Genomic DNA, 17510 nt, shown 5'->3' on the forward strand with positions numbered 1-17510 from the left:
TGGTAGCGCCGGATACCGAATGCGGCTAGTGAGTACCGGCCACCCGCGCTTCAGCCAGGGATTCGTCGAGCGCCTGGATGACGAGACCGGCCTGGTCCGCCGACAGCACCAGCGGCGGACGGATCTTGAGCACGTTGTGCCCCATCGCGCAGGCGCTGATCAGCACGCCCTTGTCGCGCATCCGGTTGACCACCTGGCTTGTCAGCTCGCGGTCCGGCGCGCGCGATGCCCGGTCGGAGACGAGCTCGACCCCGACAAACAGGCCGGCACCGCGCACGTCACCGATGGCCTCGTGGCGGGCCGCCAGGGCGGCGATGCCGTCATGCAGGATTTTTCCCACCTTGGCGGCATGCTGCACCAGCCCGTCCCGCTCAATCGTGTCCAGTACCGCCAGTGCCGCCGCGCAGGAAACGGTATTGCCCGCGAAGGTGTTGAAGTAGCGCGAACTCTTGCCGAATTCGGCGAGCACGTCGGCGGTCGCCAGCAGTCCCGCAATCGGTTGGCCGTTGCCCATCGGCTTGCCCATGGTGACGATGTCGGGCACCACCCCATGGCGCTGGAAGCCCCAAAGATGTTCGCCGGTCCGGCCGAAACCGGGCTGCACTTCGTCGGCAATGAAGATGCCGCCCGTCCGCTTGATCGCGTCGACCGCGCCCTTCAGGAAGCCTTGCGGCCCGGGGAGGATGCCGTCGCTGGTAAACAGCGAATCGACAATCAGCGCGGCCGGCTGGATGCCGTGGCGCCGCAGGTCGGCGATGGCCGCCTCGACGTCGCGGGTGAAGCGTTCGGACAGGTCGGCGCCCCCGGCGTGGTACTGGCGCGGCGCCGGCACCAGGCGCACATGCTCGCCGAGATTGACGCTCATGCCCAGCGAGGGCGAGAACTTGGCCACCGCGTCGGTGATGCCGTGGTAGGCGGTGTCGGTCACGATCATGCCGGTGCCACCGGTGCGGACCTTCGCGATGCGATAGGCGAGGTCGTTGGCCTCGCTGCCCGTGCAGGTCAGCATCAGGTGGGCCAGGTCGGTGCCCGGCACGCTCGCGAGCAGGCGCTCGGCCAGTTCGAGAATCGTGTCGTGCAGATAGCGCGTGTTGGTCGCCAGCGTCTGCACCTGCTTGCAGATCGCCTCGGTCACCGCCGGGTGGCAATGTCCGAGCGACGTAACGTTGTTGTAGGCGTCGAGGTAGCGTCGTCCCTCGGGGTCGATCAGCCAGGCGCCTTCGCCGCGCACGATGTGCAGCGGCCGTTCATACATCAGGCGGTAGGCCGGGCCGAGCAGGGCATCGCGGCGCGCGATCATTTTCGCGGTGGCCGGGTCCACGTCGGCGCGGCCGGGGATATAGGCATTGACCATGTTCAGGTCGGTGGTGCTTTTCATTGAGAGGTTCCTGTTTTTACGTGTACGTGTACGCCGGCCAGCAGCCGGTCGCGTGCGGTGTCGCGGGAAAGGTCGGCCATCTGGGCCAGGCCTTCCCACGCCGCGGGGTTGTGCCGCATGATGTAGGCGCGGTTCTCGGGATAACGCGCGGCGCGCCATTCCGAAATCAGCGCCGTGATGAGGTGGCGCGTAGCCAGCAGATCGGCAAGGACCTCCTGTTCGGCGCCGGTCAGCGGCAGCACCGCGTGATAGGCGGCCATGAACTGGGCCGGTCCCTCGAAAGGATCGGCGTTGCCGGCCATGTGGAAGGCGGCGGCTGTCGCCACCTCGCCGACCAGCGGTGCATGCACCATGTCGCCGAAGTCGATGATGCCCACGATGCGCGCGGGGTCGTCGGGGGCGACCAGCACGTTGTAGAAGTGGTAGTCGTTATGGATCACCTGGGACCGCAGCGATGCCAGGTGCGGCAGCACGTGCGTCGTGAATCGCGTCATGAAGGCCTGGGCCAGTGCGCGCTGCTTGCCGTCCACGAGGCTACCCAGCTGTTCGCCCAGCCGATGCGCCGTGGCGACGTTCCACAGCAGGTCATGCGCCGCGCCCGGATGCGCGAAGCCCTGCAGTGCGCGGTTCAAGCCGGCGAGCCCGGTTCCCATGGCGCGCCGCTGTGCGGCGGTGCGCACGGTCTCGCGGATCTGGATGCCGTCCAGGTAGCTCAGCATGCGCACGCGTGTCTGCACGCCTCCGTCGAGCGCGACCGTGTCGTGCGTGTGTCCTTCCAGCGTCCGCACGACGCGTGGCACCGGCTGCTCCGGTGACGTGCGGGCGATGTGGTCGAGCGCCGCGATCTGGAAGTCGACGACCGCGGGGGACTCCGACGGATTGCTGATCTTGAGGACGTAGCGAGAGCCATCGGCCGCCTCCACCAGGCAGTTCTGGTCGCGCTCGCCCGCCAATGGCCGGGTGGAACCCTCGATGCCATAGAGGCGGCGGACCAGGGCCTCCACTGCCGCAGGCGAGAGGTCGGGCGCGGTGGTGTTCAGTTCGGTCATAGGCCGAGCAGGCCGGGAAGCTGGCGGACGTCGGTCAAACGGCTGACACCATAGGCGTCGGAAGTCGGTTCATGCCCGCGGTCGATGAAAGCCTTGGCCATGAAGCCCAGGTCGGAAGCCGTCATCAGGTCGTAGCGAAAGCTCGACGAGACGTGCATCATCTGGTCAGGCGCACATCCGAGCTGGTCGAACATGTATTCGAAGGCCTGGAAGCGCGGCTTGTAGGCGCGCGCTTCCTCAGCGGTGTAGACCGCGTGGAACTTCGCCTTCAGGTGGGCGACGCTGGCCGGGATCAAATCGACCATCGAGTTGGAGAGGATCACCAGGGGCACGTGCGGCGCGATCGCTTCCAGAACCTCGACGACGTTCGGATGCGGTTGCCAGGTGGGAATGGCGTCGTACAGCGCCACGGCATCCGACGGCTGGCAGGCTATGCCGTGGGCCTTGCAGGCACGGCGGATCGAATTCTCCACAACCTCGAGGAAGGGCTTCCACTCGCCCAGGACCTCATCGAGGCGATAGGCCCGAAAGCTGTCCAGGAAGGCCGGCATCCGGCCGGCCGGAACGCGGTCTTTGAACAGGCTTTTGGCGGTCGGGCCCATCTCGAAGTTGATGAGCGTGCCGTAGCAGTCGAAGCTGATGAATTTGGGTTTGAATGTCATAGAAGGATCCACGCTGTTGGGATGGATATAAGTCTATGAATTCCCCGCCTTCCGAAATGCCGCATTCACATGCGGTGCAAGTGGAATCCGTTTCAATCCGGGGGCTTGCCGGAATTTTGCTTGGCCCCGGTTTGCAAATGCCCTTTAGAAATCGGCCACCTTGCCCCACATCGACTCCTTGAACCGGGCGGGGTCGAAAGGTTTCGGATCGAAGATCGGCTCGGCCCCCGACACGATGTCGGCAATCAGGTGGCCGGCGCCGGGGCCAATGCCGAAACCGTGTCCCGAAAAACCCGCGGCCAGGATGAGGCCGGGCACCTGCGGCAGTTCCCCGATACCCGGCACGCCGTCGGGCGTGCTGTCGATATAGCCCGCCCAGGTGTTGGCGATGCGGGCTTCGCGCAGCGCGGGCAGCAAGTCGACGGCACGGCGGTGGATTTCGCGGACACCCGCGGGGTCGGGCTTGGGGTTGAGGATGCGCGCCCGTTCCATGGGGGTGGGGGCGTCCAGCTTCCATCGCGCGCGGGTTTCGTGGCCCCAGCGTATGCCTTCCAGGCCGCCGGGAAACACGTTGCGCCAGCGCTTGGCGAACATCGGGATGAACTGCGGCGCGAAGCGCAGCAGCTGCGGCGTGGGGTCGGCGCGCCCACGGCCGCTGATGGCCAGCACGTAATGGCCGTCGGGGCGCCGGGTGATGGCGACGCGCGGGCTGGTCAGCGCTGCCGGCAGTTGCTGCGCCACCGGCGACAGGCGCACGATGGACTGGCGTATCGTGGCGAGCGGAAACTGCACGCCGAGCTGGTTGCAGAACGAAGACGCCCACGCACCGCCCGCGAGAACCGCGGTGCGGGTCTTGATGGTCCCTGCTTCGGTGACGACGCCGCTGAGCCGGCCGCCCTCCATCTCGATGCCGCGCGCGGCGCAGTTCTGGTGGACGGTGCCGCCGAGCTTCATGAGCGCGGCCGCCACGGCAGGCGCCGCCTTGGCCGGGTCGGCCGTCCCGTCGCTGGGTGAGAAGACGCCGCCCTTCCACGCGCGGCCGGTCGCCTGGCCCCGCTCCGAAGCTTCGCGGCCGCTCAGCATGTGTGTGGTCACGCCGGCGGTCGTGGCGAATTCGCGCCACTTGGCCCAGCCTGCAATCTGGGCTTCGTCATCGCTGAGGTACAACAAGCCGCAGCGCGTGAAGCCGGTGTCTTCGCCGCTGTCGGCGGCAAACTGGTCCCAGAGTTCGAGGCTTTTGGTGGCCATGGGCAGCTCGCGCGCATCGCGGTTCTGCTGGCGGCACCAGCCCCAGTTGCGGCTCGATTGTTCGGCGCCGATGTGGCCTTTTTCGACCAGTGCGACCGACATGCCGCGCTTGGCCAGGTAGTAGGCGGTAAAGACACCGATGATCCCGCCGCCGATCACGACGACATCGGCGCTGGCTGGCGGGGTGCTGGAAGTCTCGAGGAGGCGCAGGGGCTGGGACATGGATGGATTCTGGTCGTTGTTGGATGTCTGCATTTTTTGCACCAAGGCCGCGCTCATGCCGGCTGCTCCTGCCCGAAACCAAGAATTGCCTTGGTTTCCAGGTACTCCTCAAGGCCTTCGATGCCGTATTCGCGGCCATTGCCCGAGCGCTTGTAGCCGCCAAAGGGGGCATGGGGGCTCCAGGCCGGGTAGTTGATGTGCACCTGCCCCGAGCGGATGCGCGCCGCAACCGCACGCGCCGCGGGGAGGTCCTGGCCCTGCACGTGCGCGCCCAGGCCGTAGACCGTGTCGTTGGCGATCTCTACCGCCTCATCCACGCTGTCGTAGGCGATGATCACAAGCACCGGCCCGAAGATTTCTTCCTGCGCGATCTGCATTTGGGAGTTCACGCCGGAGAAGATGGTCGGGCGGCAATAGAAGCCGCGTTCCAGGCCCTCAGGCCGGCCGGGGCCGCCGCAAATGAGGCGCGCACCCTCGGCAATCCCGGTGGCAATCATTTCCTGCACCCGGTTGAACTGCGCGCGGTTGGCCACCGGGCCGTGCGTGGTCTGCGGCGAGAGCGGATCGCCCACGACAAAGCTCAAGGCCGCTTCGAGCACGATCCGCTCAACCTCCTGCAGGCGCTCGCGTGGCACGATCATGCGGGTCGGCGCGCTGCAAGACTGGCCGACGTTGCGAAAGGCGGCCGCCACGCCCGCCGGTACGGCGCGAGCCAGGTCCGCGTCCGGCAGGATCACGTTGGGCGATTTGCCGCCGAGCTCCTGGGCCACACGTTTGACCGTCGGGGCCGCCGCCTGGGCCACCAGCACGCCGGCCCGGGTCGAGCCGGTGATCGAGATCATGTCCACGTCTGGATGCGCCGACAGCGCGGCGCCGACCTCGGGCCCATTGCCGCTCACCAGGTTGAACACACCCGGCGGGATGCCGGCGTCGTGCACCACCTCGGCAAACAGCAAGGCGCTCAGCGGCGACAGCTCGCTGGGTTTGAGGACCACGGTGCATCCGGCGGCCAGGGCGGGGCCGACCTTGGCGGTGATCTGGTAGAGCGGCCAGTTCCAGGGCGTGATCAGGCCGCACACGCCAATGGCCTCGCGCTGGATAGTCACGCCCTCCCGGTGGGAGAGGAAGGGATAGCTGGCCAGGTTGTCACGGGCCACGCGGATGTGCTCGGCTGCGACCGGCACCTGTGTGCTGCGCGCAAAGCCGATGGCGGCGCCCATCTCCAGTGAGATCGCCTGGGCGAGCAGTTCCGCCCGCTCAAGGATCAGGGCGTGGACGCGGCCGAGCAGCAAGGCCCGGCTTTCGGTGGAACTGACGGACCAGCTGGCGAAGGCGCTGCGGGCAGCGGCCACAGCCGTCGCGACGTCTTCAGAGGTTCCCAAGGCGATCTGTGCGATGGGCTCCTCGGTCGACGGGTTGATGACGCTAGCCCGGGCTTGCCCTGCGGGCAGGACCCACTCGCCGTCTATGAACAGGCGATCCAGCCGGCCGGCGGCTTTGAGCTGCTCAACAAGGGAGACGTTCATGGGCGCATATCCTTTGCCGCGGCGCGGTTGATTCCGCGCTGCACCGCGGGGAAATTGCCCTTGCGGAACCCCCGCATTGTGTCGTCATATTCCATGCTTTCCCTCTCAAAAGAATCGAAGTCATGGTACGCCCTTGACCGGAATTGATCTGCCGTTTAAGCGTGGGCATTCGGCATGAACGGTGCGCAAGCGGCGCACAACCGCAGCATCTGCGGCGGTGCTTCAATAGCATTCATTGCATGGCGCCGGCGAACCGGCACAGGCTTTGCACCACCCCCTCCAGGAGGACGCTTTCATGAGCTCTCGTCCCAAGTCCACCGGCTTCGATTGCCGCGGCACGCTGACTGGTTTTGCCATGCGCCGGGTAGCCCGCACGCGCCGCGGCATCGCAAGGGCGGGCTGCCTGAGCCGGACAGCAAGCCATCGGGGGCGCGCCGCACACCATGCCGCCGGCTATCCGCAAAACCGCAGTTTTAACCAAGCGCCCCGGCGTGATCGAGGTATATCCCCGGTCGGCAGGTGCTCCAATGCCTTTACCCCACCCACGAGAAACCAGGAGAAAACCATGGCAGATAACAAGCAGCTGAACGGCCTCATCGGCCCCGAAGAGAGCACACGCATCCTGGGTGCGTTGCAGCGCGGCGCGAGCCGGCGCGATGTATTGGCCATGTTGACGGCCGGCGGCATGCAGGCGGCCCTGGCCGGCAGCATTGCGGGCCTTGCCGCGAATGCACAGGCGCAAACGCCAACGCCGCGCAAGGGCGGCCGCATCAAGGTGGCGGGCGCGGTCTCCTCCGTGAGCGACACGCTGGACCCGGCCAAGCAGGCCAACCAGGCCGACTACGCCCGCGGCTTCACTTTCTACAACGGGCTGACCTGGCTGGACAGCAGCCTCACGCCCCAGCCCTCGCTGGCCGAGGAGTTCACCACCAAGGATGCCAAGACCTGGATCTTCAAGCTGCGCAAGGGCGTGACCTTCCACGACGGCAAACCGCTCGCGCCGGCCGACGTGGTGTTCTCCATGATGCGCCACAAGAACCCGGCCACCGGCTCCAAAGCCAAGGTGCTGGCCGACCAGATCGAAGACGTGACGGCCTCCGGCCCCAATGAAGTCACCATCCGCCTGGTGGCCCCCAACGCCGACCTGCCGGCCATCCTGGGCACCTACCACTTCCACATCATCAAGGACGGCACGACCGACTTCAACGCCGGTATCGGCACGGGCCCCTACAAGGTCAAGGAGTTCAAGCCCGGCGTGCGTTCCATCGGCGTGCGCAACGAGAGCTACTGGAAGCCCGGCCGCCCCTACCTGGACGAGATCGAGTACGTGGGCATCAGCGACGAGTCGGCGCGCGTCAACGCGCTGCTGGCGGGTGAGCTGGACCTGATCGGCACGGTCAACCCGCGCTCGATCGACCGCGTCAACGCCAGCGGCAAGGCCGCCATCTTCGAGACCAAGGGCGTTTCGTATACCGACCTGATCATGCGGCGCGACAGCGGCCCGGGCGCCAACCCGGACTTCGTGATGGCCATGAAGCTGCTGTTCAACCGCGAACAGATGCTCAAGTCCATCCAGCTGGGCCGCGGCGTTGTGGCCAACGACCAGCCCATCGCGCCGGGCAACCGCTTCTTCTTCAAGGGCCTGCCGCAGCGCCCCTACGACGCCGACAAGGCCAAGTGGCACCTGAAGAAGGCCAACCTGGGCAGCGCCGCCATCCCGATGGTGGCCTCGTCCGCGGCCACCAGCTCGGTGGAGATGGCGCTGGTGCTGCAGCATGCGGCGCGGCAAGCCGGCCTGAACCTGGATGTGCGCAATATGCCGGCCGACGGTTATTGGTCGCAGCACTGGATGAAACACCCGATCAATTTCGGCAACGTCAATACGCGCCCCACGGCCGACCTGGCCCTGACGCTGTTCTTCAAGTCCGATGCGCCCTGGAACGAAGCGGGCTGGAAGAGCGAGAAGTTTGACCAGCTGCTGGTGGGCGCGCGCGCCGAAACCGACACGGCCAAGCGGACCCAGATGTACGCCGACATGCAGACGCTGATCAACCAGGACGGCGGCATCGGTATCCCGATGTTCCTCTCCAGCCTGGACGGCCACAACAAGAAGCTCAAGGGCCTGCAGGTGAACCCGCTGGGTGGGATGATGGGCTACGGCTTTGCCGAACACGTGTGGCTGGAAGGATGACTCCCCCCCGAAGCGCCTTCGGCGCCTCCCCCCTAGGGGGGCGCCCTCTGCGGCCCGGCAAAGCCGGTTCCGCGCCGGCACTTGAATGGAAGAGCCTCGTATGAATCTCACTATCCTGAAACTGGTCGGCGGCCGCATACTCGCCGGGCTCGGCTCACTGCTGGCGGTGTCGGTGGTGGTGTTCGCCATCACCTCCGTGCTGCCGGGCGACGCGGCCGAAGAGAAGCTGGGGCAGGACGCTACGCCCGAGGCGGTGAAGGCCTTGCGCACCGAGATGGGCCTGGACCGAAGCCCGGTGCTGCGCTACTTCGACTGGCTGGGCGGCATGGCCAAGGGCGACGCGGGCAAGTCCGTGGTCACCGGCATGCCGGTGGGTGAGGCCATCGCCAGCCGCCTGCCCGCTTCGCTGCAGCTGGCCGCGGTGACGACGGTGTTTTCCGTCCCGCTTGCCCTCGGCCTGGGCATTCTGTGCGCCTTGCGGCGCGGCTCGGCTTTCGACCGTTTTACCAGCATGGCGACAGTGGCCGTCGTGTCGGTGCCGGAATTCCTGGTGGCCACGCTGGCCGTGCTGGTGTTCGCGGTGCAGCTCAAATGGCTGCCCGCGCTCTCGTACGCGGTCGACGTTTCGTCGCCTGGCGAGATGCTGCGCTCTTTCGCGTTGCCGGTGCTCAGCCTGGGCAGCGTGATCGTGGCCCAGATGCTGCGCATGACGCGCGCGGCCGTCATCGACCAGCTGGCCGCGGCCTATATCGAGATGGTGCGGCTCAAAGGCGCCAGCGCCGCGCGCACCGTGCTGTTCCACGCGCTGCCCAATGCCATCGGCCCCATCGCCAACGCTGTGGCGCTGAGCCTTTCTTACCTGCTTGGCGGGGTGATCATCGTCGAGGTGATCTTCAATTACCCGGGCATCGCCAAACTCATGGTGGACGCCGTCGCGCAGCGGGACATGCCACTGGTGCAGGCCTGCGCCATGATCTTCTGCTCGGCCTACCTTGTCCTGGTGATGCTCGCCGACGTGTGCGGCATCGTCGCCAATCCCCGATTGAGGCATCAATGAACACCGCAACGCGCCGCGCGGAGGTTTTCCTATGACTATTGCAACACTTGCTTCTTCGACGGCCGTTATCCGGCGCCGCGCCTGGCTCGCAGGCTGGTCGCGCGCCGGCAAACTCGGGCTGGCCGTACTGGCCTTCTGGGTGGCCGTGGGGATCTTCGCCTGCTTCGTGCCTGACAGCGCGCTTGGCGAGATGTCCGACGCCGGCGTGTTCCAGGACATGAGCGCGCAGCATTGGCTCGGCACTGACTACCTGGGCCGCGACATGCTCACGCGCATCGTTGTCGGCACACCGTACACCATCGGTGTGGCCTTTGTCGCAACGCTGATTGCCTGCGGCGTGGGCGCGGTTCTCGGGCTGCTGGCCGCCGTGGCGGGTGGCGCGGTCGATGCTGTGCTCAGCCGCGTGCTGGACACGCTGGTGTCCATCCCGAGCAAGATGTTCGCGCTGGTGGTGATCGCCGGTTTCGGCTCTTCGGTTCCGCTGCTGATTGCGGTGACGGCCGTCGTCTACGCGCCGGGCGCCTACCGCATCATCCGTTCGCTGGCCGTGAACATCAACGCCATGGACTACGTGCTGGTGGCGCGTGCCCGCGGCGAACGCCGGGCCTACATCATGCGCCGCGAGATCCTGCCCAACATCACCGGCCCGTTGCTGGCCGACATGGGCCTGCGCTTTGTCTACGCCCTGCGCTTGCTGGCGAGCCTGAGCTTCCTGGGCCTGGGCGTGCAGCCGCCGATGGCTGACTGGGGCTCCCTGGTGCGCGAGAACCTCGGTGCCTTGCCGCTGGGTGGCGTGTCCGTGCTCGCCCCAGCCTTCGCGATCGCCGCGCTGACCATCGCGGTCAACCTGGTGATCGACAACCTGCCGGGCCATACCGACGCTGACCGGGAGAAACATTAATGGGTGCCACTGTCCTCGTGAATGACTTGCGCGTCGTGGCGCAAGCCGCCGGCGGCGATACAGAGATCGTCAAAGGCGTTTCCTTCAGCATCGAGCCCGGCGAGGTGCTGGCGCTGATCGGTGAGTCCGGCTCGGGCAAGACCACCATAGGCCTGGCGCTCATGGGCTATGCGCGGCACGGCTGCCGCATCTCCGGAGGCAGCGTGCGTATCGGCGATACCGATGTGCTGGGCCTGTCTGAATCAGAACGGCGCCGCCTGCGCGGCCGCCGTGTCTCTTACATCGCGCAGAGCGCGGCCGCTTCCTTCAATCCGTCGCGCACCATCATGGACCAGGTGGTCGAAACCGCCCACATCCATTCCCTGATGCCGCGCTCCGAGGCCGAGAAAAAAGCCGTGACGCTGTTCCGCGAGCTGGCGCTGCCGCAGCCTGACACCATCGGCCAGCGTTACCCGCACCAGGTCTCGGGCGGGCAACTGCAGCGCCTGATGGCCGCGATGGCGCTGATGAGCGATCCGGACCTCGTGATTTTCGACGAGCCCACCACGGCGCTGGACGTCACCACCCAGATCGAGGTGTTGCACGCCTTCCGCCGCGTGGTGCGCGAGCGCCAGACCACGGCGGTCTACGTCACGCACGACCTGGCGGTGGTGGCCCAGATGGCCGGCCGCATCCTGGTGCTGCGCGACGGCGCCGAGCGCGAGCTCGGCACCACGGCGCAGATCATCAACACGCCGAAAGACGACTACACACGCAGCCTGATCGCCGCGGCCAATCCCAAGGCGCGCAGCGGCGAGACAGTGGCCGAGGGCGCCACGCCGCTGCTTCAGGTGCGCAACCTGGTCGCCGGCTATGGGCCCCTGGACAAGCACGGCCGGCCCGCCTCGCCGGTGCTCGACGATGTGAGCCTGACCCTGTACCGCGGCCAGGCGATCGGCGTCATCGGCGAGTCCGGCTCCGGCAAGACCACGCTGGCCCGCGCCGTCGCCGGCCTGATCGGCCCCGCCGGCGGCCAGATCATGTTCGACGGCAAGCCGCTGCCGCGCCTGGTGTCGCAGCGCTCGCCCGAGGAGCTGCGCCGCATCCAGATCGTGTTCCAGATGGCGGATACGGCGCTCAATCCTGCGCACACCATTTCTGACATCCTCGCGCGGCCGCTGCAGCTGTACCGCGGCTTGAAAGGCGAGGCCCTGAACAAGCGCATCGCGCAGTTGCTCGACCTCGTGCAGCTGCCGCAGGCCTGTGCCCGGCGCCTGCCTGCCGGGCTTTCCGGTGGGCAGAAGCAGCGCGTCAACCTGGCGCGCGCGCTGGCCGCCGACCCCGACCTGATCTTGTGCGACGAAGTCACCTCGGCGCTGGACACGGTCGTGGGCGCCGCCATCCTGGACCTGCTGGCTCAGCTGCGCAAGGAGCTCGGGGTCTCGTACATGTTCATCAGCCACGACATGAACACCGTGCGCGCGGTGTGCGACGAGATCGTGGTGCTGTACGCCGGCCAAAAGGTGGAGTCGCTGACCCGGTCGGCTTTCGCGCATGCGCCGCGTCATCCGTATTTCCATTTGCTGGCCAATTCCGTCCCTGAGTTGCGCCCGGGATGGCTCGATGAAGTCGGAGCGGCGCAGCGCGCGGCCCTGCCGCTGGTGCAGGCGCCTGTCGACCGCGCGGGCATCTGCAGCTTCCTGGACCGTTGCCCCCTGCGCGTGGCCGGCGTGTGCGACAGCAAGACGCCGCCGCGGCACGAACTCGAAGGCGGCGTGGAGGTCTTCTGCCACCGCAGCGCCGACGAATTGCTGCAACTGCAGCAGACCCAGGCGCTGCCGCGTGAATGCACGGCCTGATCCGCACTGCCGACCTTGAGAGCGCCGCGTGCATATCGAGATCGGCGTCCTTGGGTGCCATCGGGAATTTTTTCGTTGAACTGAACTGAACAGATTGAACTGACATGCAAACACTGAACTACATCGCAGGCCGCTGGCAGGCAGCCCAGGACGGCCGCCAATTCGAGGTGCGCAATCCCGCCGACGACAGCCTGATCACCCTGGCGGCCGACGGCGGTGCGGCGGACGCGCGGCTTGCCGCCGACGCGGCGGCAGAAGCGCTGCCCGCCTGGAAGGCACGCTCGCCGCGTGATCGCTGCTTGATCCTCAAGAAATGGCAGGCGCTGATCGAGCGCGACGTGGAGCCGCTGGCTGAACTGATTTCGCGCGAGCAGGGCAAGCCGCTCGCGGAGTCACGCGGCGAAATCGCCTACAGCGCGGGCTATGTGGAGTGGTTTGCCGAAGAGGGCGTGCGCGCCCACGGCGAGATCATCGCCGCGCCGGTGTCGAGCAAGCGCTATCTGGTGCTGAGGGAAGCCGTCGGCGTCGTCGCCGTGGTCACGCCCTGGAATTTTCCCGCGGCGATGATCGCACGCAAGATTGCTCCCGCGCTGGCGGCGGGTTGCACGGTGGTGGCCAAGCCCGCTGAAGACACGCCTCTCACGTCCCTGGCCCTCGTGAAGCTGGCCGAGGAAGCGGGTGTGCCCCCCGGTGTGCTGAACATCGTGCCTGCCTCGCGCGAGCGCACGCCGGAGGTGGTGGGCGAGTGGCTGCGCGACGGCCGCGTGCGCAAGGTCAGCTTCACCGGCAGCACGGCCGTGGGCAAGGTGCTGGCGCGCGAGTCGGCCGGCACCGTCAAGAAGCTTTCGCTCGAGCTTGGCGGCAATGCGCCCTTTATCGTGTTTGAGGATGCCGACCTGGACGCCGCTGTCGAAGGCCTGATGGCCGCCAAGTTTCGCAACGGCGGCCAGACCTGCGTGAGCCCCAACCGCGTGTTCGCGCACGAGGCCGTGCATGACCGCTTCGTCGACAAGCTGGCGGCCCGCGTGGGCGCCCTGCGGGTCGGCCCGGCCAGTTGGGCGGAGGCCGAGATCGGCCCGATGATCAACGCACGGGCGGTCGACAAGATCGAGCGCCACGTGAACGACGCCGTGGCCAAAGGCGCGAAAGCGGTCGTGGGCGGAAGCCGCGTGCGCACGGAAGTCGCCAATGGCCCGAACTACTACGCGCCCACGGTGCTGACCGGCGCGACGTCCGACATGGAGCTGTCCTGCGAGGAAACCTTCGGCCCGGTGGTGCCCATATTCCGCTTCAGCACTGAAGACGAGGTGATCGCACAGGCGAACGACACGCCTTTCGGCCTGGCCGGCTACTTCTTCTCCAACAACATCAAGCGCGTCTGGCGTGTGGCCTCCGCACTCGAGACCGGCCTGGTCGGCATCAACGAGGGCGCCATTGCGGCGCAGGCCGCACCCTTCGGCGGCGTCAAGGAATCGGGCTACGGCCGCGAAGGCTCACACTGGGGCCTGGACGAGTACTTGCACACCAAGTACCTCTGTCAAGGCAACCTTGCATGAAGGTGCTGGTCCTCGGTGCCGGCGTCATCGGCACCACGACGGCCTACTCCTAGTTGTCCTTTGGTGTTGGCGTCGAGATACAAGTGCAAGCCAGGCAGCGAAGCCGCCGCTCCCTCGGGGTGATATGCGTACAGTCTGATCAAAAAAAAACATTGGACCGGAAATTTATACGTTCGCTGATGGCTTCCCGGTTCAGAATCACACCCATGACAACTCCCAAGCTGCTGATCGAGTCCGTGGACGGCATCATGACCGTGTCCCTGAACCGGCCCGACAAACTCAACGCCATTGACAACGAGCTTGCGCGTGCACTTCTTGCTGCTATAGAGCTGGCTTCGCGCGACGATGCCGTCCGGGTGCTCCTTTTGCGCGGCAATGGCCGGGCATTCTGTGCGGGGAGGGACGTCAGCAGCCCACCCACGGAAGACGATCTGGTATTGGTGCAGGCTGTGGCCAAGGCGCTCCTGTCTCTGTCCAAGCCGGTGGTTGCTTCGGTCCATGGCTGGACTGTCGGCGCCGGCTTCGAGTGGATGCTCAATGCGGACATTGTGGTCGCGGGGGAAAGCACCCGCTTCAAGTTGCCGGAGGCCTCCCTCGGGGTTTTTGTGACGGGTGGATTGACCGCCACCTTATCTGCCTATGCAGGCGTGGCGCGCGCCAAGGCGCTGATGCTACTGGGCGAGGAGTTCTCACCCGCGCAGGCGATGGCCTGGGGTTTTGTCTGGAAAGTGGTCCCCGACCAGGAACTCGAATCGGCTTCCCGGCAAATCGGCGCCAGGCTGGCGTCGCTTCAGCCGGTGGTGGCAGCCAGCTTCAAACGGGTCCTCAACGACATCGGTCTTCGCCATTTCGACGAGGCCATCGCGCTTGAAAACGACGCGCAGCGAGCCTTGGGCAGTCGCGGAGTTCAAAGCTAGAAGGCATGCCACGGCTTGCTGGGGTTGACTGTCGATTCAGTGCCGTCCCGTTCACATGAAAAGCGGGTCAATCCTGCCGTCCGATTTCATCTTCGATGATGCCCAGCCGCATATCGAACTCTGGCATCACCCAGCGCCGTAACGCTTCACCTGGGCCTTGCCAGCGCTCATGGCCCTGCGCGTCAGGCGTGTTGCAGATTCGCACCCAAGCCCAACCGAGCAGCGCCAGCGCCACCGCGCGCAGGTAGTCGCTAGCGACCCAATAGGGCAACTGGGGCGCCGCACCCGCGGCCTTGATCAATGCTGCGGTCGTCATCTCCAGGCGGGCGAAACAGCTCAATACAGCCTTCTCGTTCGCGCGCCCGTCGTCCAGGCCCTCCTGCAGGACCTGGAACATCTGCCGCAACGTCTTGCCGCCGTCCGGTATCACCTTGCGGACCAGCAAGTCGATGGCCTGGATCTCGTTGGTGCCCTCATAGATCATGGTCACGCGTGAATCGCGCACAGTCTGCTCGATTCCCCATTCGCGGATGTAGCCATGGCCACCGAAAACCTGCAGGCATTCGCTGGCGCCGTGGAAAGCCTGATCGGTGAAGGCAGCTTTCAACACGGGTGTGAGCAGGCTGCACCACTGCTGTGCCCTTTCACGACGGGCGGGGTCGGGGTGGTGCCTGGCGATGTCGAGCTCGAGCCCTGTCTGGTAAGCCAGCACGCGCCCTCCGTCGATCCAGGCCCGCTGGGTGTCCAGCAGGCGGCGCATCGCCGGGTGGCCGATGATGAAGTCGGCAGGCTCGGTGCTGGTGCGTGGTCCGGGCACGCGCATCTGCCTGCGCTCGCGCGCATAGGCATCGGCCTTTTGCCATGCGGCGTCGAGCAGGCCGATGCCCTGCAGCGCCACGTGCAAACGCGCCGCATTCATCATCACGAACATAGCGTTCAGGCCCTCGCCCGGCTGGCCGATCAGCCAGGCTGTCGCATCATCGAAGCGCATGGCGCAGGTGGGGCTGCCGTGCAGGCCCATCTTTTCTTCGATGCGGTCGCAGTAGACATGGTTGCGGCTGCCGTCCGCCAGCAGCTTGGGGGCGAGCAACAGCGACAGGCCTTTGGGGCCGGCAGGTGCATCCGGCAGGCGCGCGAGGACGAGATGCAGGATGTTGCTGGTGAGATCGTGATCACCACCGGAAATGAAGAGCTTGCTGCCGTTAACACGGTAGCTGCCGTCCGGCTTCGGCGTTGCGCGGGTGCGCACCAGTCCGAGATCGCTGCCGGCCTGCGCTTCGGTAAGGCACATTGTGGCCAGCCATTCGCCGGAGGCCAGTTTCCCCAGGTAGGCCGCTTTCAGTTCGTCGCTGCCGTGATAGGCCAGGCACTCGTAAGCTCCATGCAGGAGGCCGGGCGCCATAGTCCAGCCATGGTTGGCGGCACTCAGCCATTCGTATAGCGCACCTTCCAGCACCCAGGGCAGGCCTTGCCCGCCGTGTTCAGGCGCGCAGGAAAGCGCGGGCCAGCCCGCCCGCCAGAAGGCCTTGTAGGCCGATGCGAATCCCGGAGGCGTTGTGACCACGCCCGCATCGAAGCGGCAGCCGGGGTTGTCACCCGCCGCATTCAGCGGCGCCACAACCTCGGCGACGAACTTTGCCGCTTCCTCCAGAACCTGCCGCTGCAGGTCGCCGTCGGCATCGGCGAAGCGCTCGAGCGGCCGCAACTGGCCGCCCGCGTCCAGCACGTCGAAAAGAATGAATTGCGAATCTTGCACAGCGGGTTGATAGGTCATACGCCCTTTCTACTGGTTGTCACGGAGCCACAAGAATAGTTATCAATAATAATCAAATCGGCGCGCGAATGGCAACAGGCGCAGCCGATCCTTTCGGCGCGCGTCCGTCAGGGCTGGGCTGCCTCTGGTCCGGGTGGAAGGCAGAGGTGGTCGCGGTGGTTGCTCCACTACCCATCGTTCGGGCGCTCGAAGTTTCATCACGACCGAACAGGGAAAACACCGCCACGCATTGGTGCCTGGCTTGCACCGGTGCCGACCTTTGGCATTTCCCTTAGCGACGTTCTTTCAGCGCCGTGTGCAGGTAGTCGTAGAACATCTTTGCCGGTGCGCGCAGCGTCGTGCCACGCAAGGTGGTGAGGCCCAGTACACGCGACACCGCCGGCGCCACGAGCGCAACGCCAATGATCGACGGATGCAGTTTCGGCAAGGCCAGGCGCGGTACGGCCCCAAGCCCGAGCCCCGCTTCGACCATGCCGAGCAGCGTCGCGATGTGGCTCACCTCGAGGCGGTATGAGGGGTTGATGCCAGCCTTGGCCAGCGCGTCGTCCAGTAATTGCCGGTTTCCGCTGGTACGCGATACCGCGATCAGGCGCTCGGTTTCCAGGTTCTTCCAGGACAGCGTCTTGCGCCCGGCGAGTGCATGGCGGCGCGGCATGGCCACCACAAAGGGATCGGTATGGATCGGCTCGAAGTCCACGCCGGGTACCTGGTTGCCCATGAAGCTGATGCCGAAGTCCGACTCGCCCGACACCACGCTGGCCATCACCGCGCCGGCGGCTTCGTCAATCACACGGACGCGGATCAGTGGGTAGCGTTCCGAGAACGAGCTCACGACCGTAGGCAGGAAATGGATGGCCGCGGAAGGCACGCAGGCCACCGTGACCCGGCCGGTCCGGCTGCCGGCGATGTCGGTGATGCCGAGCATGGCGGACTCAAGGTCGTCCAGCGCGGCGCGTGCGCGATCAAGAAAAACGTGCCCGAGGGCCGTCAGTTCGACCTCTCGTGTGGTGCGGTTGAAAAGCCGCGCACCCAGGATGGTCTCGAGCTTGTCGATGCGCCGGCTTAAAGCGGGTGGCGAAAGATGGATGTGGTCGGCTGCTGCGCGAAAGCTCCCGCGCTCGGCCACCGCCACGAAGGCTTCGAGTTGCTGCAAATCGAAATTGATGCGCGCCATGCACCAATACTAACAAA

Annotated in this window: 13 protein-coding genes; 6 read left to right on the forward strand and 7 right to left on the reverse strand. The window is 66.2% G+C overall.

Annotation, left to right across the window (positions count from 1 at the left end; translation table 11 throughout):
* Window positions 1-25: 25 nt before the first annotated feature.
* From AC1D13_RS16075 to AC1D13_RS16095, 5 genes are all read right to left on the reverse strand, one after another.
* A complete protein-coding gene (locus AC1D13_RS16075; RefSeq protein WP_477689892.1) occupies window positions 26-1378 on the reverse strand; it encodes an aspartate aminotransferase family protein in 1353 nt (450 codons plus the stop codon).
* Entirely contained in the window at window positions 1375-2427 is a 1053-nt protein-coding gene (locus tag AC1D13_RS16080; protein ID WP_477689893.1) for a phosphotransferase, read from the reverse strand. The genes AC1D13_RS16075 and AC1D13_RS16080 overlap by 4 nt, the downstream gene beginning before the upstream one ends.
* On the reverse strand, window positions 2424-3089 hold the full coding sequence (locus AC1D13_RS16085) for a haloacid dehalogenase type II (protein WP_477689894.1): 666 nt from the start codon (window positions 3087-3089) through the stop codon (window positions 2424-2426). Before AC1D13_RS16085 ends, AC1D13_RS16080 begins: the two co-directional genes overlap by 4 nt.
* A gap of 144 nt (window positions 3090-3233) precedes the next feature.
* The gene (locus AC1D13_RS16090; RefSeq protein ID WP_477667415.1) at window positions 3234-4559 is read right to left on the reverse strand and encodes an NAD(P)/FAD-dependent oxidoreductase; all 1326 of its coding nucleotides are present in this window, start codon (window positions 4557-4559) and stop codon (window positions 3234-3236) included.
* 53 nt (window positions 4560-4612) lie between these two features.
* Window positions 4613-6085, reverse strand: coding sequence for an aldehyde dehydrogenase family protein (locus AC1D13_RS16095; protein ID WP_477689895.1), 1473 nt, complete (start codon window positions 6083-6085; stop codon window positions 4613-4615).
* A 565-nt stretch (window positions 6086-6650) separates the two neighbouring features.
* On the opposite strand from AC1D13_RS16095, the gene AC1D13_RS16100 reads away from it, so the two are divergent.
* The 6 genes from AC1D13_RS16100 (at window position 6651) to AC1D13_RS16125 (ending at window position 14545) form a co-directional block, all read left to right on the forward strand.
* The gene (locus AC1D13_RS16100; protein ID WP_457282507.1) at window positions 6651-8276 is read left to right on the forward strand and encodes an ABC transporter substrate-binding protein; all 1626 of its coding nucleotides are present in this window, start codon (window positions 6651-6653) and stop codon (window positions 8274-8276) included.
* Window positions 8277-8376: 100 nt separating this feature from the next.
* Window positions 8377-9333, forward strand: a complete 957-nt coding sequence (locus AC1D13_RS16105) for an ABC transporter permease (RefSeq protein WP_457282508.1) — start codon at window positions 8377-8379, stop codon at window positions 9331-9333.
* Window positions 9334-9364: 31 nt separating this feature from the next.
* Entirely contained in the window at window positions 9365-10234 is an 870-nt protein-coding gene (locus AC1D13_RS16110) for an ABC transporter permease (RefSeq protein ID WP_477689896.1), read from the forward strand.
* Complete coding sequence (locus AC1D13_RS16115) at window positions 10234-12072, forward strand: ABC transporter ATP-binding protein (RefSeq protein ID WP_477689897.1); 1839 nt, start codon at window positions 10234-10236, stop codon at window positions 12070-12072. Before AC1D13_RS16110 ends, AC1D13_RS16115 begins: the two co-directional genes overlap by 1 nt.
* Window positions 12073-12176: 104 nt before the next feature.
* On the forward strand, window positions 12177-13628 hold the full coding sequence (locus tag AC1D13_RS16120) for an NAD-dependent succinate-semialdehyde dehydrogenase (protein ID WP_477689898.1): 1452 nt from the start codon (window positions 12177-12179) through the stop codon (window positions 13626-13628).
* A 206-nt stretch (window positions 13629-13834) separates the two neighbouring features.
* Window positions 13835-14545: an enoyl-CoA hydratase/isomerase family protein gene (locus AC1D13_RS16125; protein ID WP_477689899.1), complete on the forward strand. Its 711-nt coding sequence runs from the start codon at window positions 13835-13837 to the stop codon at window positions 14543-14545.
* Window positions 14546-14612: 67 nt separating this feature from the next.
* Here AC1D13_RS16125 and AC1D13_RS16130 read toward each other — a convergent pair whose 3' ends face one another.
* Both AC1D13_RS16130 and AC1D13_RS16135 read right to left on the reverse strand, forming a co-directional pair.
* Window positions 14613-16319, reverse strand: a complete 1707-nt coding sequence (locus AC1D13_RS16130; RefSeq protein WP_477689900.1) for an acyl-CoA dehydrogenase family protein — start codon at window positions 16317-16319, stop codon at window positions 14613-14615.
* A gap of 271 nt (window positions 16320-16590) precedes the next feature.
* On the reverse strand, window positions 16591-17493 hold the full coding sequence (locus tag AC1D13_RS16135; protein WP_477689901.1) for a LysR substrate-binding domain-containing protein: 903 nt from the start codon (window positions 17491-17493) through the stop codon (window positions 16591-16593).
* Window positions 17494-17510: the final 17 nt, after the last annotated feature.

The sequence above is a fragment of the Polaromonas sp. P1_E12 genome (assembly GCF_056405975.1).